Below are 23,845 nucleotides of genomic sequence, written 5' to 3' on the forward strand. Positions count from 1 at the left end.
CCGGGTATCTGATAGTAGAACGGATTGTTAATCCGTTACTTATGTGGAAAATATATTATTTTTCATTACTAATTAGAATACTAAACAGGATTTTACGAATCACGGGAGTAAAATCGAACAGAATACAGGTATTTCTGTATTGCCTATCATTTAACACTGTTTTGTCACAATGGCACAAGCTAAAAGAAAAGATAAAGCTAAAAAAAGAGTTGTAATTGTAGAGCCGGTAGGTCAGGTACATATTAGAGCTTCATTTAATAATATTATTATCTCAGTTACCAACAGTCAGGGTCAGGTTATTTCCTGGGGTTCGGCTGGTAAAATGGGATTCAAAGGGTCAAAGAAAAACACCCCTTATGCCGCACAAATGGCCGCACAAAACTGTGCACAAGTGGCTTATGATGCAGGTATGCGTAAGGCAGAGGTTTTTGTAAAAGGACCCGGCGCTGGCCGTGAATCGGCTATTCGTACGGTACAAAGCACCGGTATTGAAGTAACTTCAATCACTGATGTAACGCCTCTACCGCACAATGGCTGTCGCCCTCCAAAACGCAGAAGAGTTTAGTTTTAAGCAGAAGAGTGAAAAAATTAAAATAAAGCCCGAAGAATTTCGTTTATTAGGGCAATAATGTTTTAAGTTTTTCATTCTTCTGTTTCTTAATTTTTAATAATCAACTATAAGTCCTTTAAAAGAAAGGCATCAGAAGTAACACATAGCAGTGATTGCTATACATAAATTGATAGTTTGGACATTGGGGCTAATCAATTTGTTACTTCATTTAACTCAAACAAAAATGGCAAGATACACAGGTCCGAAAGTAAGAATTTCAAGAAAGTTTGGCGAACCAGTAATGGGCCCAAGCAAAGCGCTTAGCAAAAAGAATTATGCTCCTGGCCAACATGGCAAAGGACGTAAAGGTAAAAAATCGGAGTACGGTCAACAATTAATTGAAAAACAAAAAGTAAAATATACTTACGGTATATTAGAGCGTCAGTTTGCTCGCTTTTTCCATTTAGCTTCAGTAAAACAAGGACGTACAGGTGAAAACCTTCTTCAGTTATGCGAAGCCCGCTTAGATAACACCGTATATCGTTTAGGTATTGCTCCAACACGCCGTGCTGCACGTCAGTTGGTTAATCACCGTCATATTACGGTTGATGGCGAAGTTTTAAACATTCCATCATCAATATTGAAACCGGGTCAGATAGTAGGTGTTCGTGAAAAATCAAAAGCTTTAGAAGCTATTACAGATAGCTTGAAAGCCCGTAATGCCAAACGTTATAACTGGTTGGAATGGGATAGCGCAGAATTAGCAGGTAAGTTTATCAATTTCCCTGAGCGTGATCAGATTCCTGAAAACTTCAACGAGCAAGCAATCGTCGAGTTATATAACAAATAATATTTATATAATAGTTGTGCCATTGCCGCCAAAAACGGTAGTGGCACAGCTACGTTTTTTTATTGGTGGGTATAGCTAACCACCTTTTTCGTTAACGAAAACAAACACACTGCATACGTATGTCAATATTAGCATTTCAAATGCCTGACAAGGTCGTCATGGAAAAAGCTGACGACTTCCATGGCTTTTTCGAGTTTAAGCCACTTGAAAGAGGGTATGGTGTGACCATCGGGAACGCCTTACGTCGTATTCTATTATCTTCATTAGAAGGGTATGCAATCACGTCGGTAAGATTTCCGGGGGTATTACACGAATTTTCGAGCATTGATGGGGTTGTAGATGATGTGACGGAAATCATCTTGAATCTTAAAATGGTTCGTTTTAAAAAAGTTTCTGATTATGTAGATAATAAATTCACCGTCAGAGTAAAAAATCAAAGTGTTTTAACTGCGGGCGACCTAAGTAAATTCACGCAAAGTTTCCAGATTCTTAATCCTGACCTGGTAATTGCCCGTCTGGACGACCAAAAGGAAATTGAAATTGAAATTATAGTAGATAAAGGACGTGGATACGTTTCCGCTGAAGAACATAAGCAAAACGATTTACCAATTGGTTTTATCTCGGTTGACTCAATTTATACTCCTATCAAAAATGTGAAGTATAGCATTGAAAATACCCGTGTAGAACAACGTACTGACTACGAAAAATTGTTGCTTGAAATCAAGACGGATGGTTCAATCCACCCTGAAAGAGCTTTGCAGGAAGCGGCTCATATCTTGATTCAGCACTTCCTGAAGTTTACTGATGAGAACATGGTGTTCGACACTAAGAAAGATGATGAAGACAATATCGTTGACGAAGAATTCTTACATATGCGCAAGCTATTGAAGACTTCTCTTCAGGATCTGGATTTGTCGGTTCGTGCGTACAACTGTTTAAAATCGGCAGATATTCGTACATTAGGCGACCTTGCAAGACTGGAAGTAGCCGATATGATGAAGTTCCGCAATTTCGGTAAAAAATCATTAACAGAGTTAGAGCAATTAGTAGCTGATAAAGGTTTGCATTTCGGAATGGACGTGCAAAAGTATAAATTAGACGAAGATTGATATTAATTCAATTCCCCTCTTCCTATTTACCAATAGCAGAGGGGAATTTTTTGTATAATCGAAACCGCAGTATTCGAATAAAATAATTACTAATCGTAATAGGTGGAGTACCCAAGACTGCGTAGGATATTCTGACCGTTACTTACGAAAATAATACAATGAGACACGGTAACAAAACCAATCATTTAGGTAGAACACATTCGCACAGAGATGCGTTATTGAAAAACTTAGCTATTTCATTAATCCAGTACAAACGTATTGAAACAACTTTGGCTAAAGCTAAAGAATTGCGTAAATATGTTGAGCCTTTGATTACAAAAGCTAAAAACGATACTACGCACTCACGCCGTACGGTATTCTCTTACCTACAAGATAAAGAGTCAATCAAAACTTTGTTTGGCGAAATCGCCGAGAAAGTAGCAAGCCGTAATGGTGGCTACACACGTATCATTAAATTGGGTTCTCGTTTTGGTGATAATGCAGAAGTAGCTTTGATTGAACTGGTTGATTACAACGAAGCGTTATTGACAGCAGTAGAAGAAAAAACTACTAAGACCCGTCGTAGCCGTCGTGGTGGTAAAAAATCTGAAGGCACTGCTGAAACTACTGCTACGCCAGTAGCTGCAGTAGATGAATCATCAGCAGAAGTAGTAGAAGACGAAACTCCTGTAGCAGTTGCTGAAGCGGAACCAGCTACAGAAAAAGTAGCAGACACTACTCCGGCACAAGATGAAACTCCAGCTTCAGAAGAAGATAAAAAAGAAGCGTAAGATTTCAGATACGTATACAGAAAGCCCCGTCATTTGATGGGGCTTTTTTGTTTTTTTTCAGAAGCAGGTTTAATGGTGATTTTTACAAAAAATGATTCTTTGCGTGATTGAATAAGAAACTTACTCCGACTTTAGCAGCACAATTTGTCTGCTCAGATCCAACATTGGTTAAGTATATCGTACCGCTTTTAAAATTATATTGAATTTTTCCCAATTTCATCCAACCTTTCGCACGTATAGACTGTCAATAGTATAGTTGAATTGCAAAGCTGTGCATACACGCAAAAGAGAAAAGATGGATACAATTAATTTGTGGTCATTATTTAACCCATTAGAATCGTTTTTAGAAAAATCAATCCTTAGCAGTAAATACTGGAAAACCAGAGTGCTGTTTTTTTCATGTCTTTTTAGTTTTACATGGTTATTTGTTTTTAACCGAGGGTATATATACGAGAATTTCAGAAGTTTTTATGCCGATGTAATTTTGCATAACCCGCAACCTTATTTTTTTTGGAATAGCATTATAGAGCAGGGAGAAGCACCGCTTACATTTCACAAATACGAATCAGGCTCACATGAGGCCAACCGTATTTTCAGACTGACTATTCCGATGGTTGCGCATTATTTACATCTGAATAGTCTGGGTTTATATATGTTGCAGGTGCTATTAGGGGGAGTTTTTTTGTATATATTAATAAAAATACTGAGCAGAATTCTTGATGATAAGTTATTGACTTTCTATTTGTTTTTTGCATTCGTTAATGTGTATGTAGGCTCATGTTTTTTCTTTAATTGTTTCGGTCATGGTGATGGTTATACTTTTTTCTTTATGCTGTGTGCTTTAATAGTAAGGGTACCATTATTAATGACTCTATTTTGTCAGTTGGCGTTCTGGTGCGACGAACGTAGTGTAGTGATGGCTGTGGCGTTATGGTGGTTTCATCATTTGTATTATCAACTCGGTAAAAAAGACTCTTCAAAGGTGTTATTATTGGTGGCAGGCAATGTATTGTTGTATTTGGGTGTGAGAGTCTATTTGTCAAGAGCATATCATCTGGCATCAGAGGACGTTGAGAATTTTAGTTTCGACCGATATCTGTATTTTATTAAATTTACAAGCTTGTGGTATGGTAAACGCAGCTCGGTATCGCTTGAGGGCTTTACTCTGGTGATTATGATGGTATTAATCATTTTGTATCGCGACAGACAGTATCTCAGAATATTGCTGGCATTAGGTAGCTGGTTGCCCATTGTAGCCATTAGTTTTTTGGTAGGAGATACCGTAAGAACGCTTTCATTTACCTTTGTGTTCTGGATGATAGCGCTTATGATTATCAAAGAGCGCATAAATTCAGTACAATTAAAGGTTTTAATAATAGTTATTGCCTTTGTTAATTTATTAATTCCTGTTTCATTTCCGTAGTAAAGACTGCTGTAGCAGCTTATTATATGCCCATGAGGATAATTTTTTTACTCACTCTATTTTTAATTATTTGTTTCACCAGCCTTGCGCAAGATGCCAGTAATATCACATTCGGGATTGGTGAAAAAGTGAATGTGGATTGTGCAATAGTTGATACACAAGACAACCTCATTGCCAGCGGCAATTATAAAAAAGACAATATAGAAAGCGACTTGATAATTGAGTCGAAACGCTTTGTAGTGCCTAAAGAAGGAGCGAGTTTTGTAGTGAAATTTGACCAGAAGAAAAATGTTCAATGGTTTCATTATATTACAAGTTACAGCAAGCCCGAAATTAGAATCCTGAGCGATGACAGCAGTAATGTATATGTAGTAGGAGTATACGAGCGTTTTCTGAATTTTGATGGTAAGTCAACTTTTCTGGGTGGATTGGATAAAGAAATTTTTGTTGCCAAATATAACGCTACCGGAGCCTTAATCTGGATAAAAAGATATGGCGGCAACTGGGATGAAACCATCGGTAAACCAACTATTGATAAAAACAGGAATCTCTACATTGTAGGACGATTTGATGGCAGAAACTTTGAGGCTGATGGCGAAACTGCAATGATAGACCCGAATGCGGAATGGAGGAACTCTTTTCTGCTAAAATTAGATAAAAATGGTAAACTGGTCTGGTTTCATAAATTTGATGATACAGGGATTGTTGTCAATGCAGTAGAGGTAAACCAGCAGGCTCAGATTTTTATTAGTGGAACATTCAGCGAGTCAAGGAATTTTGGGAATAATATTCTTCTTCAATCGAAAGGAAAGCAAGATGTATTTTATGCCCGATGCAGTCAGAATGGAGACATGGTATGGGTGAAACAGATTGGAGGAGCAGCCACGGATATGTGTCATGATATTGCCGTAGATAACAACGGGAATGTTTTTGTATCCGGCCAGAGTTCTGATAATATAGGGCAAAGAGGTATATTTCTGATAAAAGCCAATGAAACAGACGGGGTGCCAGTCTGGAGTAACACTATCCATACCAGCACTGATAAACTCCCGGACTATCTGCTGGTAAATGACCTGGCTATTAGCAAGGCCGGAGAACCGTATCTTCTGGGCTTTGCTGGAGGAACCGAACTGACCTTTAATGCGCAGATAAAGCTATCTCAGCCTAACCAGCGTTTTATCTTTTTAGCCAAATATACTGCCGATGGCAATGTAACGTATGTAGATAAAGAAGCCATTTTCGACCAGTTTGGCTATGCTACTTCAATGGCTCTTGATTCCCGTCGGAACGTTTATCTCACCAATTTCTATGAGTTTAATGGGTTTACTTATTCAATACTTAAACGAAAAACCGAATTAGATACTAAAAACTGCGCTTCTGCAAGCGTGGTAATTGCCCATGAGGAAAGCTGTAGCGGACAGGCAATGAAGCTATCAGAGAATGTAATTATACCAACGAGCGATTTTAATTTTCAATGGTATAAAAACGGTGAAATTATCAGACGGGCTACTCAGTCAAACTATCAGGGTTCGGAGGAAGGCTATTATAGTTTAAAGCTGATTAATAAAGCTGACAAAAACTGTGAGGTAAAAGCCATTAATCACGTATTGGTATCGTCTAAAGAAGTATATGCGCACAGAACTACCGATATAGTTTTTCATTATGAGCCGGATAATTCAAGACTTTATACCAATGGAGAGAAAGATGAGTGGTACAGGAATAATGAGTTAATTAGTGTTCCAGGAAATATGCTGGTAAATCCGCCTGATGGAAGGTATAAAATAAAAAGACCTATACCCGGTTGTGGAGTTACGGTTGAGTCGAAAGAAATTATTGTTGAGGATGGCTACGGGATTGAACTTCATAAAGAAAGTATAGACGGTTTAGGCAACCACTGCGAGCCATTTCCGTATTTTAGAATTGCTACCAATATTACAGGAGAAGGGTTATTGTACCGATGGTTTTTAAATGACCAACTAATACCAGATTCTACCGAGACGCACCTGATGGCCGTTGCTTCGGGCGATTATCACGCCAGTATTATTAATCTGAGTACCGGAAAAGTCTATGCCTCTGGCAAATACAGATTAGACCGTAAAGATTACCTGCAGGCATTGCCACTCTCGAAAGTAGATAATGGATGCGGTACAGCTGCAGTTATTAAGATTGATGATGCCTTTGCTGCCAAATATCTGATAGAAGACATTACCTGGAAACTGAACGGGCAGGAATTACCCAATGAAAAAAGCCTGTTTATCAGAGCTACTGTTAGTGGAGATTATACTTCTTCGGTCAGGTACACAAGCTTTTATTCAGACAAGGCTTCATGTAAGTATAATTCATTTACCCATTTTGAAAAGAAGCCCGATTTCAATGTAAACATCGGCTATGGTTATGCAGGCTCAGGGTGCAAGGTTGATTCTTTTAAGGTGTTTCTTGAAGCGAATAAAGAATATACCTATGAATGGACGAGAAATGATACGCTACTCAGTAACCGGACTTCTAACGAATTGTTTATTAAAGATAAAAACATTTACAGAGCGTATGTAAATAGGGGAGACGGGTGTATTAAAGAAACTGATGAGATAAGCCTGACAGGTTGCGCTTCTGATGCCTTTAACCAGTTTGTGATGCTCAATCCGCCCCTAATCAGTGCTGAAAAAACAACTGTTTTAGCCCACGAGAAAAGTTTTATCAAAGCAGAGGGATGTACCGATGTGAATTTTCAGTGGCTGAAAGACGAAATGCCGCTTATTGGAGCAAATCAGTCGGCTCTTGAACTGCGGCAGACCGGAACATACAGTTTGCAGATTGAAAAGTTTGGCTGTAAAAGTGTTTCAAATACCATTGATATTGTTGTGGAAAGTATATTATCAGAAGAAGGCACAGCCGACATACAAATCAAGGCTTTCCCGAATCCGACGAATGAAATTCTACAAATAGTACTACCCGACTGGCATGAAGGCAAGGCTTCGTTAACGCTACTTAACAGTAAGGGCGAAGTGCTCAGAAAAGATTCTTTTACTGACACTACTACCTTAGACTTAAAAGGAACCCCGGAAGGGGTTTATCTGCTCACAATCGATACGCTCAAACAGCGTTTTGTAAAAAAAATCATTAAAAAATAGCAGGAGTAGTTTGTTATATGTCCCAGTGCGTCTCAAAAATTCGAAACCTTAATTGAGATGAAACTTTATCCACACAACTCTACTTTTACGTATATATATTTTTATCGCCTCTTACAACTTTATCAATGCTTATAAAGTCATTATTATATTATTTTAATCTTTGCCTAAGCGATAAATAAGTAATTTTGAGATTTTAATGAGGTATTACCTTATGCTATAATTATGTTTATTATTTGATAAACTTTGTGTTGATAACATTGCCAGGCATGAAGTAAGCGTTTTATAAGAAAATGGGTTGTCTGTACTAAGGTATCAGTTAATTTAAACTTGTATTATTAAGATTGATGTAAGCTTATGCCTTGCGAATGCAATCATTCAGTTTTATGAGGAAAACACTACTATGCACATATTTCTGTATCTGTTGGTGTCAGTTAGCTTTCGGGCGAAGTGATATGACTGATAGTATGCGTATGGGTGCAAGTTTTCTGCCTGTTAAAACTGAGGTTGATACCTGTAATAGTCCGGCTTTCAGAATAGAAAGAACAGGTGACGTATTGAAAATTGCTGGCTCTGTATTGGCAGAGAATGATTTTACCTACCAGTGGTATAAAAACGGAGAAGCTATACCCAACGCCACCGGAAAAACATGGCAGACAAAAGAAGCGGGCTATTATACGCTGAAACTGACTACTAAAACAAGTCCTGCTTGCGTAAAAACTTCTGCTAATTTTATTAGTATATATGCTCCTGCGTCTGATACCTCTCTGATACTTTTTGTTGATTATAGAGCCAACAAACTGACCACTATCCCTACCATAGCCGGAAGTTCTTTAGAATGGTACAGGGATAATCAGTTGCTGGTGGGCGAGACCTCAAATGCGATTGATTATCAGGCTACCGGAACCTATCAGGTTAAAGAACGATATCAGAATATTACGAGGGAGTCGAATGAATTAGTTTTGAATACAGGCGTAGCCATAGAAATAGTGAAAGAAACTTATTTACAGTTAGGCGACCCTTGTCGCCCCGGCCCGTATCTGAAAACTAATTTTTTGTCTGATATTCCTGTACAATATCAATGGTATCTCAATGGAAATCCTGTGAAAGATTCAACCAACAGTCACTTTAATCCGATTACTATCGGTGAATATCAGGTAAGTGTATATATACCCAGCCGAAACAGAACGTATGTGTCAGGTAAATATAAATTATTACCTATTGACTTCCCGAAATCGTTGCCTATCAGTGTTGAAGAAGCCTGTAGCGGTAATGCCTTATTAAAGGTGAATGATGCTTTCATGCAGAAATATCAGTTTCAGAGCATTATCTGGCGATTAGACGGGCAGGAAATACCCAATGAAATTTATCCTTATTATAGGGCTACAAAAAGCGGATACTATACTTTTTCCGTGAAGTATTTGGTTAATGCCCAAACCCAGGAATGTACCTATAACTCGTTTATAGAATATACTAAAAAAACGGACTCTGACCTGAATGTAGGGTATGCTTATGCAGGCTCAGGCTGTGTGGTTGATTCATTCAAGATATTTGTGGACTATAACAAAAGCTATACGTATTCGTGGATGAAAAACGATACCTTACTTAAAAATCAGACCACTCATGAGTTGTTCATCAGAGATAAGAGTATTTATAAATCTTTTATCAACAAGGGCAATGGTTGTATTAATGAAACAAATCCTATTACCTTGAAAGGCTGTACGCCCGATGAATCAGGCCAGTTTCTGCTGTTGAATCCGCCTGTGGTGACGGCAGATAAAACAACAGTGTTTGTGAATGAACAGAGTTATATCAGAGCCAATGGTTGTAGCAACGTAAGTTTTCAATGGCTGAAAGATACTGAACCGATTGTGGGAGCTAATAAGGCTGAGTTTGAAATCAAGCAGAGTGGCACGTACCGTTTGCAGATTGAGAAATCCGGTTGTAAGGCTGTTTCGGAACCTGTCAGAATTGTGGTTGAAAATCTGCTTTCGGAAGAACCTGACATAGATTTACAAGTAAAGGTTTTTCCTAATCCTTTCAATGAGTCGGTGATTATTGAACTACCTACCTCGGTAGGTAAAGAAACGGAAGTAAAACTGACCGATGTAACTGGAAAACTGGTAAAAAACCAAAAAGTAGATAGTAAACATAGCTTAGAATTAAGCAATTTGCCTGATGGGGTATATTTATTAAGTTTTTATATAGGGGAGAAGCGTGTTGTGAAGAAGATTGTAAAAAGGCATTAGCCCCATGCCACACAAAGCCTTAAACATTATTCCACTATTTATACCAATACCCAACTGATATTCATTAATTTTACGGCTGATTTCTCATAGCTACCTCGTATTTTATCATCATGAGTGATATTTCTATCGTTATTCTGACCTACAACGAGTCTGTACACATCAAAAGATTATTGTCTAAAATTGCCGGATTGCAAGCACCTATTTTTATTGTGGATTCGGGTAGTACAGATGATACTGTAGCCATTGCGGAACAGTACGGAGCTATTGTAAAGTTGAACAAGTTTGAAAACCACCCGAAACAATGGGATTTTGCTTTAAAAAACTGCCCCATTACTACCCCCTGGATTGTAGGTCTGGATGCCGACCAGTATCCGTCAGAAGAATTATTTAATAAACTCAAATCTTTTTCAGATACGGCTGTTCCGGCTGATGTGAATGGGATTTATCTGAATCGACATAACTATTTTCAGGGCGAAAGATTGAAGTATGGCGGGTATAGAAATTTTTATATGCTAAAAATGTTCAGAAATGGCAAAGGCTGGTCTGACCTGAACGAAAACATGGACCACCGTTTTGTGATAGAAGGCAAAGCCATTATCTGGAAAGATGAAATACTGATAGAAGACAACCTGAAAGAGCATGACCTTGATTTCTGGTTACATAAACAGATTCGCTACAGTAACCTGACTGCGCAGGAAGAGTTTCAGCGTAAAAAAGGATTGCGAGGACAAACCTTAAAACCTAATCTCTTCGGAAGTCCAGATGAAAGAAAGGCGGTTTTTAAGAAAATATGGTGGAATATGCCACTCTTTGTCAGACCGATGATATACTTTTTCTACCGTTTTGTAATTCGTTTGGGCTTTTTAGAAACCACCTCCGGCCGTACTTTCCATTATCTGCAAGGTTTCTGGTTTCGTTTTTTAGTTGATGCTAAAATCAATGAAATGGAAAAGAAGGAAAAGAATAAATAGGTGTTCTTGTGTATCACGATTTTTTAAATCGGTTTATCGTCATACATACGAATGCCTACTCATCAAGCGCAGAAGTTTTGATTTTTCCTGATGATAACTGGCTCAGAAAATAGACAAAATAGATGCATAGCCCTAAATACACCAATTGCAAGAGGTATTCTACTACATTCAGGAAATTCCACCCGTTGAAAGAGTCATAGTATTTCCCACCTAAATAATACCAGAGTGAGGGATGAACAGCCCCGATGATATTCAGCAGTATCAGCAAAGTCCATTGTCTGGTTTTAAACGACTCCCCAAAGAAATAGATAACAGGTAACAGAATGGTATATAAGTAATTCGGTAACGAATTTTTATGTACAATAATGGTAATCATATTGGTGAGTATAAAGGCAAATACCAACAATTTGGTTTCGCTATATGGTTTCAGGTTTTTCAGATAATAGAACGCACCTGCCAGAATAATCAACAATCCTCCCCAGTTAAGTACCTTACTTTGCGGTTGTACACCCCCAATAAAAGGACTCAGAATACTTACTAAATTAGGAGCAAAAGGTAAATCGCCTAATTGGAGCGGAGCCAGAATTTTTTCGCCAACCAGATATAGCATAACACCCAAGGAAGGAATACCAACGAGTACAAGCCCTACAATGATTTTGCTCCTGTATTTAGAAAAAATCAATACTAAGGCTATAGGAATAATGAGCAGAATTTTGGTACATAATATCCCAACGGCCAATATCAAACCTATGTGTAACGCATTAGCAGTTTTTTTGTAATACCAGATAGCCAAAGCAATAAACAACCACAGAAATATGTCTTCTTGTCCGCCGAATAGTAGAAAGATAAACGGCGCAGGTAGAGCGAGATAAAGTACGATATAGAAAACGCTGTATTTATTGCTGAACAGGGCTTTAGTAAGATAGATGGCTATTAACTCATAAATCATCATCAGGAAGATAATAGATTTAGGAGAGTCAATAATGGCTAAGGTAATGGCATTCAGATACGGGAATAGGGGAGAATAAGGTTGCCAGAAATCACGGTAAACTATCAGCCCGTCTAAGGCCAGTTTGGCAGTGTCATAAAAAAAGATAACATCAGACTTTACCGCAAAATTCAGTATAATGTAAACAATACAAAAGGGGAGCAAACGTAAACCAACCCAGGCACCAATGATAGATAATTGACTGTTAGCAGAGAAGAAATTGTTGAATTTTTCCTTTTTGGCAAGTAAAATAATGGTAATCAGGCTTAAAAAAAAGAGATAGCTACTTTCCCTAAAACTACAGACATCGGTAAATGATTTTTACGTTGGTTCGCAAAGGTACGATTGAAATATTGATTTTACCAATATGCGCTTGTGTGAATTAGCGATTAGGGTAGTAATGAATGGCAAATAGTAAATAGAGTTAAAGTAAGACTTCTGTTTAACTATTGCCTTCAACCGCATAGTTGAAGGCAATAGAATATATATCACTTTCCTGTAGGTGTTTTAGTCAATTGTGCTTCAATCGCTTCCAATCGGGCAGAGAAATCAGACTTCATTTGTTTCAGTTGCAGCTTTAGTTCCTCATTTTCTTTGGCCAGTTGCTGAATGGCACTGATACCTAACATTGAAAGTGCTTCGTAATCAACACTACGGAAGTCATTCACCTCACGGCCATAGACAAAGATTTTATCTGTCGGGTGCTCCCAGTCTTTTACGGTAAAACTATTACCTGAAACTTCAATCACTTCGACTTTTAGTTTGCCTTTCTCCGGGTGAATAAACTGTAGCTTTTCACCCACTTTTATATTATACAGTTTTGTTAAACTACAAGTTAGGGTTTTGCTTTTTTCATTAAAAACAACCTTTTCTGCTAAAGTATAAATATCGGGTACTATATCTGTAATTTGACTTACAGCTTGAGGATATACCTTTTCTACCTGTTGTGCTATCACTTTCTTAAAAGATTGAGTGCCATATTGTAATTGGTCTTTCATAGTATAGTCGGTTATCTGCAAGGTCTTAATGGTTTCCAAGTCTTGTGCTGAATTACTGATACCAACAATGTTTTTGATACGTGCATCTGAAACTGCAATGAACTGAGTGGATAAAATACCCGCTTGCGCATAAATTGAAACAGCTGCAGTACCTGTTGAACCACTATTTACAACAGGCGCACCAGTCTCATTATTACGTAGAAAGTAGGCATAAGGTGCTGCGGCGCTCGTCCAACTTCCAACATCTAATGGTCCTCTTGGTGTGCTGGTAAGGATACCAACGAAAGCTTCACTTCCGCCTGGGAACAAAAGGATTTTAGTGGTGGAGTTTATGAGCATATGGGTACTTGCTTGATAAAACCCTGTTGCATGCGTGCCATTGCCTATAGCAATTTCATAATTAGCATAGCCTGTTGAACCTACCGATCCGATTTGCAATCTGTTGACAGGATTAGGGACATTGATGCCTACATAACCACTTGAAGAAGCACGAGGTCTTAGAACAATATCTGATGTAGAGGCTATAATGGTAGTAGAGCTGGATTGAAAAAGCCCTGTAGCATGTGAGCCGTTGCCATAGGCTATATGGTTGCCGGCATAACCTGTTGAACCTACTGAACCGATTTGTAATTTATTTTCAGGATAGGCTGTATTAATGCCCACATTCCCGCTTCCAGAACGGGGATATAATGAAATATCAGTTGAACTATTCATCAGACTTGAATAATATCCTTGCAAAATTCCGAAGGCATCATAGCTGTCTCCCACCGCAAAATGATAACCACTAATTCCTGATGAGCCTACAGAGCCGATTTGCAGCTTATTGTCGGGATTAGTAACGCCAATGCCTACGTTGCCAGTATTGTTATTTCTGATATGCGTACCATTTAATGCCCAACCTGTTCCGGAGGCAGCATTGGTAACAGGTATCCAGGCAGAGCCATTCCAGTATTGGAGTTGGTTGGTAGTATTGTTATAGACTACCGTACCCTTGGTAGGGTTAGCTGTTGTAGTAGCTAAAGTAACCGATTGTGCATAAGCTAATTGACTTATCAATAATAGACTGCCGAAAAGTAAAGTTGTTGTTTTCATGGCTGATTTTAGTTTGTAAATTAATAGATAATCTGTTTACAGATTACTTCAAATTTACAAGGCTTCAGCAAATGAACCAACTAAACTTACTGAGTGGTTATTTCAATTGTAAAATGAGCTAAAAGACTGAAGTAAGCCCCATTAATTGCCTGTTGGTGTTTTAGACAACTGTGCTTCAATGGCTTCAAGTCTGGCAGAGAAGTCAGATTTCATTTGTTCCAGTTTTCTGTTTAATTCATCATTCTTTCTGTTTAATTCATTATTCCTGAGTCTTACTTCCTCATTTTCTTTGGCCAGTTGCTGAATGGCACTAATACCCAACATCGAAAGGGCTTCATAGTCCACACTTCTGAAATCGTTTACCTCACGGCCATAGACAAAGATTTTATCGGTAGGATATTGCCAGTCTTTTACGGTAAAACTATTGTCGGATACTTCAATAACTTCGGCTTTTAGTTTGCCTTTCTCCGGGTGAATAAACTGGAGTATCTCACCAATTTTTAACTCATAGTTTTTTTCCAATAGGCATTGTAGTGTTTTGTTTTTCTCATCAAAAACAGCTTTTTCTGCCAGTGCATAAATATCCGGTACAACATCGGTTATATGAGTTACTGCTTGCGGATATACCTTCTCCACCTGTTGGGCTATCACTTTTTTATAAGTTTTAGTGCCATGTTGCAGGTGGTCTTTCATGGTATAGTCTGTTATGTGCAAAGTCTTAACTGTTTCTAAATCTTTTACTGAACTGCTGATGCCTATAATATTTTTGATACGGGCATCGGAAATTGCTACAAATGCTGTTGATAAAACACCGTTATCTGCATAAATAGAAATAGGGGCAACATAGGATGAATTACTACTCACTACTGGGTTGCCGGTACTTGAACTCCTAAAAAAATAGGCAACAGACAAGGGTGCCGTATTTGAATAACTTGCCACATCTAACGGCCCACGTGGCGTAAGGGTGTTTATACCTACCCGACCACCACCAATACCTACCTGAGTAGTATTATTATTAGCTCTGAAAACAACATCAGTGGTAGTAGCTATTGTGAGTGCAGCATTGGTCTGAGAAATACCTGTTACGTTTGAGCCATTGCCAAAGGCAATATCATTACCGGCATAACCTGTTCCACCCATTGAACCGATTTGCAGTAAGTTGGCAGGAGAAAATGTATTGATGCCAACATAGCCACCCCCGGATGAAAAATAGCGAGGGTTCAAAATAATATCTGTCGAGGAACCTAAAAATGCTACTGAATTTGTCTGATTAATTGCCATAGCATGCGTTCCATTACCAAGTGCAAGTTGATTACCGACAAAGCCATTTGAACCTAATGAACCTATTTGTAATTTATTATTAGGTGTCGGAGTGCCAATGCCAATATTCCCACTATTATGTTTTATATACACCCTGGGGCTACCGTTACCTGTAGCAAAAGTTAAATCATGAGGGGTATGGGTTTGTACGGTGGCCACACTACTACCTTCCGTATAAAAACCCATTCTTACTTCACTACCATTAGTTTCCTGGCTTATGCCTATCCCTTCTGCTCTTACCGATAACGGTGCCTCAGGAGCCGGAATTCCAATGCCTACAAAACCTGTATTAGTAGTGCGGAGATGAGTGCCGTTTAATGCCCAACCTGTGCCTGAAGCAGCATTAATAACAGGTATCCAGGCAGTACCATTCCAGTATTGTAATATATTGGTGCCGTTGTTATATACTACAGTACCCTTGGTGGGGTTTAGGGTGCTGGTAGCTAAAGTTACCGATTGGGCCTGAACAAATGCGTTTGTCAGTAGTAAAACTGTAAAAAATAAAGATATATTTTTCATGACTTGTTTTGTATGTTGGTTTATGATCATACTTTAGAAGTTCTGATGAAATTGATTGAGAAATCTCATAAATTTCTGATAGAAAGATAATTAATAAAAACCTGATATGTTGAGTATTAAGGTTAAATCTTTCTAAGTGGTAATCAGACGTGAAAGAATTCAGGTAATTGCCGGATAGAATTTGGTGATAATTCATAATTTTTTTTTATATTCATTACAACCTTTTCAAAGGGCTGGCAGTCAAGTCAGTAATTAACCAGAAAAATGCTTCGGAGATTATATATACTTATATTGTTGGTAACAGTTACCTCTTGCGACATCGCTAAGGAAGATGCAGTAGCACCGGATATCGGAGACGAGAATCCGGCTAATATTTTCTATACCTTGCAGGAGAATAACCTGACCATAGACCCCACTGCGTTTGCTGAACTAAAGGAAGCTACTTCTCTTTCGATTAGCCAATTGCCAAAAAACGGTGAGGCAAAGTTTATAGAAAATGGGTTTATTTTCTATCGTCTTACCAATAAGGCGGCTACATCAGATGCTTTCTCTGTTGAGGGTAAAACTGCAACCGGAGGAAGCATCACAGAAGAAGTAAAAATCAACTTTGTCAGCAACCCCTCAGACCTGCCTTGCTATGCAGGTGCTTTAGGCGATAATGCCAGAACCGAACCCGAAAAAGGCGTTGAAGTGAATGTAATGCTGAATGACAAAACCTGTAGTTCGATTGCAGATAACTCGTTGGTGATTGAGATTCCGCCTAAAAATGGTAAGGCTGAAGTGATGAATCAGCGGATTGTTTATACGCCTAATAAAGATTATGTAGGCGACGATATTTTCTTTTATCGGGTGGGTATCAATACCAAAAAGAACCCTGTGGCTTCGGTTGATTTAAAAATAGCCGAATCGGCAGAGTGTACCAGTAGTATCATAGACGATATTATTAATATATTGAGCTATACGCCTAATTCTGAATTGCCATTAGACGTTTTACAAAACGACAGGCTGTGTGTCTTGTATAAAGATGCCGAGTTGAAAATTCTGACGAATCCGACTGTCGGAACACTCAGAATTGACAAAACAGTTGGCACACGCCCTGTAATTATGTATAAATTAACAGAACCATATAAAGGTCAGCAAAGTTTTGAATATGCCTTGTATCGTTCTGAAAAGCTTTTTATTAAAGCAAAAGTAACTGTGAACTTTAATTAGGGATTTGTCTGAACTTTGATTTACCTGATTCATGTGATTTAAATGATTTTTATAAATTTCAGAATTTCATTATTAAAATCATTGATTTATAATGTTGGTGTATTAATAATCAGTGTAATCACATGAATCAGGTAAATCAAAGTTCAGACAATTAGTCACTCAATTTTACCGCCCAGGCGGCCACAAAAATAAATTTATTATTAGCCTCGATTTTTACCAGCTTTTGTGCAAACAAAAAGTGACCTTGAACTCTTAGAAGGGTGCTTAAGAAGAGATTCTAAAGCACAAGCGGCTCTTTACCATCAGTATAAGGGTCGCTTTTTCGGTATTTGCCGAAGGTACGCACAAAGTAAAGAAGATGCCGAAGACATCTTTCAGGACGCTTTCGTAAAGATTTTCCTTAACCTTAAAGAGTTGCGTAGCGCCGACCAGCTAAGTGCCTGGATTCGTCGTGTGGTGGTTAATGTATGTATTGACTACTACCATAAACGCGTCAATTTTGTGGACATAAGCGAAATACCCGAAGCTATGCCGACAGACTGGCAGAGTGAGTCGGTGATTTCACAGATGAGTAATCAGGAATTATTGAGTGCGGTGAACGAGTTGCCCGACGGCGCTCGTATGGTATTTAACCTATATGTGATTGATGGTTACAGCCATCAGGAAATAGCCGAGATGATGAAGATTTCAGAAGGCACTTCTAAATCTCAACTATTCTTTGCGAAGAAAGTACTTAAAAAAAAATTACAGACCATTGGGGTAGCCATTGATTAGCTTGTTAAAAGATGGAAAATTTTGATGAAAACTTAGAAAATGAGTATCGGAAGCGTTTCGAGAATTTTGACGAAATGCCTGACGATATGTTATGGGAAAAGATACAGGCACGCATAAAACCTGAAAAGGAACGACCATTTGTTGTATGGTGGAACAATATGCGTAGCCCGGCCATGCGTGGCCCGATAGGTATTGCGGCAAGTGTATTGATAGGCTTGCTGATAGGTGTTTATTTCTTTGTAAAAACAGACAATACCCAACCATTAGGTGATTTGCCTGAGAAATCAGATACGAGTGCATCGCAACCCAAAAATCCGGACGTAACCCAAAAGGTAAATCCTGCTGAGTCGGAGACAAAATCGACTGATAAAATAGGTAATAGTATTGCTAACGAATCGCACTCGTTGGCATCAACAAAAACCAGTAAAGACAAAACGGCTATTGATGAATCTAATCAGGCTCTGAAAAACAAACAATTGCCAACCGTGAGTAAAGAAAATAACGATGCAATAGCACAGACACCTGTTGAGAAGAAGACTGCAAACACAGAAGAAAACAAACCGGAAGTTATAGTTAATCCGATTACAGCTAAACCTGAAACTATGCCATCAGTTATAGCAGAGTCTAACCAAATTGAAGAAGAAAAAGCAGTACTGGCACAAAACACTGAAAAGAAAGTAAACAAAGACGCAACAACCGTAGCGGAAGAAAAGGCTGGTGAAACCAAAGTTGCCTTGAGTACTAAGTTAGAGAATGCAATGCCAAATGGTGCAATTGTAAAGAATGAGCCTTCTGAAGTTTTTGGCGTGAAAGATACTTTGTTTCAAAATATGCAGATTAACTCACTAAACAGAAAAGAAGCGCAACAACTGGCTGTAACCGGAAAGAAGCCTGAAGCACCTGAATTGCCGGAAGCAGAAATGCCGATGGTTGAAGAGGAAAGACGCAGACTGGTATTTATACCACCATCAGAGATATTTGCCAATGTTACTTCTACCCTGAGCTATTATATGTTTTCGCCTAATAAGGGCGACAAGATAATGGTAAATAATTTTAGTAGTTCTTCGCAACGTTTAGGGTTCGCCGCCCAGTTAGGTTTTGTTTATCCGATTGCCAGAAAGATGGATTTACGCACAGGACTCAGTTATTTTCAGGGCAAATCACGTATCAGCTATGGTGTAACTGATGATTCGCAGAAAAGTATAACGGTGCTAAATAATAACTCGATTCAGATTAATCCTGGTAAATCGACAAAAGACGAAAACAGAAACTGGCAATATCTTGAATTACAAAGCGATGTGCTGTATGAAGTAAAGAAAATGCAGGCGTTATCGTTAGGAATGAAGTTCGGAGTACAGACTTCTGCTGTTAATAAACCGTTGTTGCAGGCCCGCTTAGGATACAGAGTAAGCAAGGCCATTGCCGACCATTGGGCGCTGTGGTTAGAGCCAACTGTATCTGTATCTTTATCTTCTCATCAGGCTTTAGAAAATCTGTTCATGTATCGTACTACAGGTTTTGGCTTGAATATGGGCGTGAGTTTGTTAAGATAAATTCAGAGTAACTATTTCGTTAGACAACTGGCAGCGATTGAACTTTCGCTGAAGGGGATTGCTATTTGTAAACTTTCTGTGCTAAAATGAATTTTCTTCTCATCTGCTTTAAAAAACGCTCAAACTCATGAAAAAAATCATCTATTGTTGTGTACTGATTAGTCTATATATGAACCTACAGGCTCAGAATGTAACCATTACACCCGATGGTATTACGCCTGTTAGCACCCATCCACGCATAAGTTACGATGCTATTTTAGCTTTGCCTTCTCCACAGGAAGGTGATTTGGCCTACGACACCACTTTTAAATGTTTACGTATTTATACCGACGGCAAATGGCTATGCAGTTACCAGGACCCTGTTAATTATACACCCAACATAATGCCTCTTATATCAGTAAAAGGGGTGGTTTTCCAAACCTCACCAGCCATCGCAACAGACGCCAGCGGTAATGTATATATCATAGGGCATTATTCGGGTAGCATTACACTTGGTGCAAATACTTTAACGCCTCGGGCAGTAATGATATATTTATAGCTAAGTATAACAAAAGTGGTGTGGTACAATGGGCTCAGTCGGCAGGTGGAACAGCAAGTGAGCTTGGCACTGATATAGCAGTAGATGCCGCTGGCAATGTATATATTACAGGTGGATTTTCTGGTACAGCCTCATTCGGGTCAGAAAGTGTTATTGCCAATGGAAGTAATATGGATATTTTTGTGGCCAAATATAGCAATGCTGGTGTTGTACAGTGGGCAAAGTCGGCAAGTGGGACGGGTAATGATGTAGGTGCAAGTATAGTAGTTGATGCCAGTAGCAATGCGTATATTACAGGTAATTATGCCAGTATTATTATGTTTGGCGATCACTTAGTCAGTTCACAGTCGTCGAGTGCTGATATTTTTGTAGCCAAGTGCAATAGTAGTGGTGAGTTTCTGTGGGTACAATCGGCAGGTGGTGCAGGGAATGACTCCGGCTCAGGCATTGGTATTGATGGTAGCGGAAATATTTATCTGATCGGGAGTTATACAGGTACTGCTACATTCGGAAATACACAGACCACCTCTAATGGAAACTTAGATATTTTTGTTGCCAAGTATGATAACAGCGGTGAATTTAAGTGGGTAAAATCAGCAGGGGCAGCCGATTATGATACAGGGCAGAGCCTGGCTGTTGAAAGCAATGGGAATGTTTATGTAACAGGTAGTTATTTCGGTACTATCACCTTTGGAAGCCAATCTGTTAGCTCACAAGGCTCAAGAGACCTGTTTGTAACTAAATATGATAGCAATGGAAGTGCTTTATGGGCAAAAACGGCAGGAGGAACATTTCTTGAAGGAGGCTTAGGTATTGCTGTTGACGCAGGAGGGGTTTAGATTAAAGGACATTATTCAAGCACGGTATCATTCGGCCTAAAAACAATCAATTCAAACGGAAGTCAATATGATATTCTAATAGTTAAATATAATAAAGCTAATGGTAATTTTATATGGGTGCAAGCAGCAGGTGGCTCAGACCGTGATGAGGGAAACAATATTGCAGTTGACGGAAACGGTAATGTGTATGCCGTTGGTACTTATACAGGCACTGCCCAGTTTGGCAAAGTAACCAAAACTTCTCAGGGACCTTCCGATGTTTTTGTGGTTCGGATTGATAAATAATAAATCCCTTTTTCGTAAACTTCCTGAATCCGGTTGTAACTTTTTTGCGTAGGAGAAAGAACTAATGGGTTTTAATCGGCTCTTTTATGACTAAAAACCAGATGCCATTATTTGCTTCGGTTTTATCGCTTATATGGCCCTTATAGTCAAAAATAAAGAGCCACTCAATGAATAGCTCTTATCCCAAAACAACTTTTTGCTGTTGACTAAAACCTTAAGTTAGCCGATTTGCCAATGTTGTCAAAAGTTTATAGAGTAATTTTATTAAATGGTATGAGATGTAAAGAAGCAGACGTAAAGCCTGTTTCTTTATACTTGTTTGCTTTAAAGAGATTTATAAAAACATATTTTAGGACGAGTCACTTACTTTGCATCATCAGAGAGTTAAGTACAGCTGCTGTCTCAGATTTATTTAGTATTTCTTTAAGGTTTCTTTGTAATTCTTCAAAATTGTTACACTTAATGGATTTTTCATTTGTAAAACTCCCAATAAGGACTGGGTATATTGCCACTAAGTCATGAACTAAGTAAAAAAGCATAAACTTAAAATCTTCAAATAAAGGAGCTCTAAGAAAAAATTCAAATCGTAAAGCACTACCTGTTGGCCAATGACTGTGGTTAATAGTTTTTTTATCAATAAAATAAGTTAAAACCCCATTAGTATTTTGTTCTAACAAGTCACCCTGTATTTTTATCAAATTGAAAGGGCTGTCAAAATTGTTTGTATCTATTTTAGGCCAAAAACTTTCCATATTTTTAAAATTTATCTGTTTTTAATTCAAGTTTTATTGGTAAATGGTCTGAAAAAGTATTGTCGATTATTTTATCTGCTCTAATTAAATCTTGTTTTCCTGTATTAGTTATTATTTCTAAGCCTTTTAAAGGTACAAAATCAATTATATCAGGACTTAATAAAACTTGATCGAAAATATTCCAATCTAATTGTAAATGTTCAGAACTACTGTATAAATACGTTCCTGGTACTTTCCCAATACTTTGATCTCCAAAAAAATTCCACATAGGGTTATAAAAAAAATTATACTCATTTCCTTGTACGCGCCTCTTTATCCTTTTAGCAATATTTCTATCTTGTGTTGAATGAAAAGCGGTAGTCGAAATTAATCCGCTTTCATATGGGTTCATATTAAAATCACCAATAATTACTGTTCTTGAAATATTTGTCTCCACCTGTGCTCTATTTATTGCATTTCTGAATATTGATGCTTCTATTAATTGAGAATCATCATGCCAATTATTTTTGCTTGGTAAATGGGTAGAAGCTAAAATAAATGGCGAATAAAATGGGTGGTCAATAACCCTTATTGCCCATCTTTTAGATTCACTATGTAGTTTGAAAAATTTTAAGTTATATTTTGTGAAATGTTTCAACTTTATTGCGCCAATTGAGGGCATTAATTTGAATATAGTAGTCCCAGTATTAATATAATTTAGAAAGAAGAAATCATCTATTTCATATTCACAAAAAAGTAAAATATCAAAATCATTATGAACAATTAGTTCTTTAATTTCTTTTGATAAATCTTTCTTATTTAGATTCCAGAATAGAATTTTCATTTACGAATAGGAGTAATTAAGTAATGCGACAAAATTATTTTAAAATTGTTAACTTTGCTCTATGCGAGCAAAACGATATATTAAATTAGAGCCAAGTGAGGTCATCACAATGGAAGAAGGGTACAAAAATGCTACCCATCATCAATTCAAACAACGTTGTCATTGTCTATTGCTAAGTCATCAGGGGTATGATATGTATAGCCTAAAATCTATATTTCAAGTAAGCCACCCTACCATCACTAACTGGTTTGACAGTTGGGAAACGCATGGGATAGTAGGTTTACGCAATCAATTGGGTCAGGGTCGCAAACCTATTTTCAATGCAGCTGATGAATCATTGGTAAAAAGCAAAGTAAAATCAAGCCCTCAGACTCTGAAAAAAGTACGTCAAGAACTGAAAGAAGCATTACAGAAAGACTTCTCTCAAAGAACATTAGAGCGTTTTTTAAAAACACTTGTCGAGCCAGTTGGAAAAGAGCCAGAAAAAGTTTAAAGTCAAAGCAAAACACTTCTGAGTACGCATATAAAGAAGACTGCTTAAATGACTTACTCGAGCTCCACCAACAAAGTCATATTGACTTATTTTATGGTGATCAGGCTGGTTTTTCGCTCAATTGTGTCGTACCTTACTGCTGGCAATTTCCAGATGAACCCGTTTATATTCTGCCACAAAAAGGCAAGAATATCAATGTATTTGGGTTGATGAATGCTGATGGAAATGAACTTTACACTTTTGATGTAAAAGGTACTATTAATGCTGATTTTGTCATCAATTCAATAGAAATATTTATTGATAAAATTAGAAAACCAACAGTTTTAGTAATTGATAATGCCAGAATTCATCACGCCAAAGTTTTTCAAGAAAAGTTAGAATTGTGGCAAAACAAAGGGCTCTATATTTTCTATTTGCCTGCTTACAGTCCACATCTAAACAGAATCGAAAGGCTTTGGAGGCATACTAAATATTATTGGCTTAAGCCTAGTGATTATCAAGATTTGGAAACCCTCAAAAAAGCCCTTGACAAAATTTGGTCTAAATTTGGTTTTGACTATCAAATCGACTTTTCTAAAATTAAAATTTAAAATAATTTTGTCGTATTACTTA

The 23,845-nt window shown here is 37.9% G+C and carries 21 protein-coding genes; 16 read left to right on the top strand and 5 right to left on the bottom strand.

What is annotated here, in order from left to right; genetic code table 11:
- The first annotated feature begins 169 nt into the window (after positions 1–169).
- From rpsK to EWM59_RS19580, 8 genes are all read left to right on the top strand, one after another.
- Positions 170–565: a 30S ribosomal protein S11 gene (rpsK, locus tag EWM59_RS19545; protein ID WP_130022934.1), complete on the top strand. Its 396-nt coding sequence runs from the start codon at positions 170–172 to the stop codon at positions 563–565.
- A gap of 229 nt (positions 566–794) precedes the next feature.
- Entirely contained in the window at positions 795–1,400 is a 606-nt protein-coding gene (gene rpsD / locus EWM59_RS19550) for a 30S ribosomal protein S4 (protein WP_130022935.1), read from the top strand.
- Between the two features lie 119 nt (positions 1,401–1,519).
- The gene (locus tag EWM59_RS19555; protein WP_130022936.1) at positions 1,520–2,509 is read left to right on the top strand and encodes a DNA-directed RNA polymerase subunit alpha; all 990 of its coding nucleotides are present in this window, start codon (positions 1,520–1,522) and stop codon (positions 2,507–2,509) included.
- A 158-nt stretch (positions 2,510–2,667) separates the two neighbouring features.
- Positions 2,668–3,279, top strand: a complete 612-nt coding sequence (rplQ, locus tag EWM59_RS19560) for a 50S ribosomal protein L17 (protein WP_130022937.1) — start codon at positions 2,668–2,670, stop codon at positions 3,277–3,279.
- Positions 3,280–3,574: 295 nt separating this feature from the next.
- On the top strand, positions 3,575–4,702 hold the full coding sequence (locus EWM59_RS19565; RefSeq protein ID WP_130022938.1) for a hypothetical protein: 1,128 nt from the start codon (positions 3,575–3,577) through the stop codon (positions 4,700–4,702).
- 32 nt (positions 4,703–4,734) lie between these two features.
- The gene (locus EWM59_RS19570) at positions 4,735–7,830 is read left to right on the top strand and encodes an SBBP repeat-containing protein (protein WP_165372231.1); all 3,096 of its coding nucleotides are present in this window, start codon (positions 4,735–4,737) and stop codon (positions 7,828–7,830) included.
- Between the two features lie 383 nt (positions 7,831–8,213).
- Positions 8,214–10,076: a T9SS type A sorting domain-containing protein gene (locus EWM59_RS19575; RefSeq protein WP_165372232.1), complete on the top strand. Its 1,863-nt coding sequence runs from the start codon at positions 8,214–8,216 to the stop codon at positions 10,074–10,076.
- 110 nt (positions 10,077–10,186) lie between these two features.
- Positions 10,187–11,047: a glycosyltransferase family 2 protein gene (locus EWM59_RS19580; RefSeq protein WP_130022941.1), complete on the top strand. Its 861-nt coding sequence runs from the start codon at positions 10,187–10,189 to the stop codon at positions 11,045–11,047.
- Positions 11,048–11,102: 55 nt separating this feature from the next.
- Here EWM59_RS19580 and EWM59_RS19585 read toward each other — a convergent pair whose 3' ends face one another.
- The 3 genes from EWM59_RS19585 to EWM59_RS19595 all read right to left on the bottom strand — a co-directional run bounded on the left by EWM59_RS19585 (position 11,103) and on the right by EWM59_RS19595 (position 15,964).
- Positions 11,103–12,200 (bottom strand): hypothetical protein, encoded by a 1,098-nt coding sequence (locus EWM59_RS19585; RefSeq protein ID WP_130022942.1) that lies wholly within the window; start codon positions 12,198–12,200, stop codon positions 11,103–11,105.
- 323 nt (positions 12,201–12,523) lie between these two features.
- The gene (locus EWM59_RS19590; protein WP_130022943.1) at positions 12,524–14,125 is read right to left on the bottom strand and encodes a tail fiber domain-containing protein; all 1,602 of its coding nucleotides are present in this window, start codon (positions 14,123–14,125) and stop codon (positions 12,524–12,526) included.
- A 141-nt stretch (positions 14,126–14,266) separates the two neighbouring features.
- Positions 14,267–15,964 (bottom strand): tail fiber domain-containing protein, encoded by a 1,698-nt coding sequence (locus EWM59_RS19595; protein WP_165372233.1) that lies wholly within the window; start codon positions 15,962–15,964, stop codon positions 14,267–14,269.
- Between the two features lie 264 nt (positions 15,965–16,228).
- Between EWM59_RS19595 and EWM59_RS19600 the strand changes: the two genes are divergently transcribed.
- The 6 genes from EWM59_RS19600 (at position 16,229) to EWM59_RS27715 (ending at position 21,165) form a co-directional block, all read left to right on the top strand.
- Entirely contained in the window at positions 16,229–17,176 is a 948-nt protein-coding gene (locus EWM59_RS19600; protein WP_130022945.1) for an Ig-like domain-containing protein, read from the top strand.
- Positions 17,177–17,401: 225 nt separating this feature from the next.
- Positions 17,402–17,950 carry an RNA polymerase sigma factor gene (locus EWM59_RS19605; RefSeq protein ID WP_130022946.1) on the top strand — a complete coding sequence of 183 codons (549 nt, stop codon included), beginning with the start codon at positions 17,402–17,404 and terminating at the stop codon, positions 17,948–17,950.
- 11 nt (positions 17,951–17,961) lie between these two features.
- On the top strand, positions 17,962–19,503 hold the full coding sequence (locus tag EWM59_RS19610; protein ID WP_130022947.1) for an outer membrane beta-barrel protein: 1,542 nt from the start codon (positions 17,962–17,964) through the stop codon (positions 19,501–19,503).
- Positions 19,504–19,630: 127 nt separating this feature from the next.
- Complete coding sequence (locus EWM59_RS19615; RefSeq protein WP_130022948.1) at positions 19,631–20,041, top strand: hypothetical protein; 411 nt, start codon at positions 19,631–19,633, stop codon at positions 20,039–20,041.
- Positions 20,042–20,061: 20 nt separating this feature from the next.
- The gene (locus EWM59_RS19620; RefSeq protein ID WP_130022949.1) at positions 20,062–20,880 is read left to right on the top strand and encodes an SBBP repeat-containing protein; all 819 of its coding nucleotides are present in this window, start codon (positions 20,062–20,064) and stop codon (positions 20,878–20,880) included.
- Between the two features lie 117 nt (positions 20,881–20,997).
- Entirely contained in the window at positions 20,998–21,165 is a 168-nt protein-coding gene (locus EWM59_RS27715; RefSeq protein ID WP_165372234.1) for an SBBP repeat-containing protein, read from the top strand.
- 359 nt (positions 21,166–21,524) lie between these two features.
- Here the strand turns inward: EWM59_RS27715 and EWM59_RS19630 are convergent, their stop codons facing one another.
- Positions 21,525–21,917 (bottom strand): hypothetical protein, encoded by a 393-nt coding sequence (locus EWM59_RS19630; protein WP_130022951.1) that lies wholly within the window; start codon positions 21,915–21,917, stop codon positions 21,525–21,527.
- Between the two features lie 4 nt (positions 21,918–21,921).
- On the bottom strand, positions 21,922–22,740 hold the full coding sequence (locus EWM59_RS19635; protein WP_130022952.1) for an endonuclease/exonuclease/phosphatase family protein: 819 nt from the start codon (positions 22,738–22,740) through the stop codon (positions 21,922–21,924).
- Positions 22,741–22,801: 61 nt separating this feature from the next.
- Here EWM59_RS19635 and EWM59_RS28450 point away from each other — a divergent pair, with 61 nt between their 5' ends.
- Together EWM59_RS28450 and EWM59_RS19640 are read left to right on the top strand one after the other, a co-directional pair.
- The gene (locus EWM59_RS28450) at positions 22,802–23,233 is read left to right on the top strand and encodes a helix-turn-helix domain-containing protein (RefSeq protein ID WP_130021386.1); all 432 of its coding nucleotides are present in this window, start codon (positions 22,802–22,804) and stop codon (positions 23,231–23,233) included.
- Positions 23,173–23,823 (top strand): IS630 family transposase, encoded by a 651-nt coding sequence (locus tag EWM59_RS19640; RefSeq protein ID WP_229239289.1) that lies wholly within the window; start codon positions 23,173–23,175, stop codon positions 23,821–23,823. The genes EWM59_RS28450 and EWM59_RS19640 overlap by 61 nt, the downstream gene beginning before the upstream one ends.
- Positions 23,824–23,845: the final 22 nt, after the last annotated feature.

It is taken from the genome of Emticicia agri (genome assembly GCF_004168285.1).
In the GTDB taxonomy this organism is placed as follows: Bacteria; Bacteroidota; Bacteroidia; order Cytophagales; family Spirosomataceae; genus Emticicia; species Emticicia agri.

Bases quoted from the DNA above. Each gene is read 5' to 3' on its own strand.
- rpsK (WP_130022934.1), top strand. From the start codon at position 170: ATGGCACAAGCTAAAAGAAAAGATAAAGCTAAAAAAAGAGTTGTAATT.
- EWM59_RS19580 (WP_130022941.1), top strand. From the start codon at position 10,187: ATGAGTGATATTTCTATCGTTATTCTGACCTACAACGAGTCTGTACAC.
- EWM59_RS19565 (WP_130022938.1), top strand. From the start codon at position 3,575: ATGGATACAATTAATTTGTGGTCATTATTTAACCCATTAGAATCGTTT.
- EWM59_RS19555 (WP_130022936.1), top strand. From the start codon at position 1,520: ATGTCAATATTAGCATTTCAAATGCCTGACAAGGTCGTCATGGAAAAA.
- EWM59_RS19630 (WP_130022951.1), bottom strand. From the start codon at position 21,917: ATGGAAAGTTTTTGGCCTAAAATAGATACAAACAATTTTGACAGCCCT.
- EWM59_RS19610 (WP_130022947.1), top strand. From the start codon at position 17,962: ATGGAAAATTTTGATGAAAACTTAGAAAATGAGTATCGGAAGCGTTTC.
- EWM59_RS19590 (WP_130022943.1), bottom strand. From the start codon at position 14,125: ATGAAAACAACAACTTTACTTTTCGGCAGTCTATTATTGATAAGTCAA.
- rplQ (WP_130022937.1), top strand. From the start codon at position 2,668: ATGAGACACGGTAACAAAACCAATCATTTAGGTAGAACACATTCGCAC.
- rpsD (WP_130022935.1), top strand. From the start codon at position 795: ATGGCAAGATACACAGGTCCGAAAGTAAGAATTTCAAGAAAGTTTGGC.
- EWM59_RS19570 (WP_165372231.1), top strand. From the start codon at position 4,735: ATGAGGATAATTTTTTTACTCACTCTATTTTTAATTATTTGTTTCACC.
- EWM59_RS19615 (WP_130022948.1), top strand. From the start codon at position 19,631: ATGAAAAAAATCATCTATTGTTGTGTACTGATTAGTCTATATATGAAC.
- EWM59_RS19635 (WP_130022952.1), bottom strand. From the start codon at position 22,740: ATGAAAATTCTATTCTGGAATCTAAATAAGAAAGATTTATCAAAAGAA.
- EWM59_RS19595 (WP_165372233.1), bottom strand. From the start codon at position 15,964: ATGAAAAATATATCTTTATTTTTTACAGTTTTACTACTGACAAACGCA.
- EWM59_RS28450 (WP_130021386.1), top strand. From the start codon at position 22,802: ATGCGAGCAAAACGATATATTAAATTAGAGCCAAGTGAGGTCATCACA.
- EWM59_RS19600 (WP_130022945.1), top strand. From the start codon at position 16,229: ATGCTTCGGAGATTATATATACTTATATTGTTGGTAACAGTTACCTCT.
- EWM59_RS19575 (WP_165372232.1), top strand. From the start codon at position 8,214: ATGAGGAAAACACTACTATGCACATATTTCTGTATCTGTTGGTGTCAG.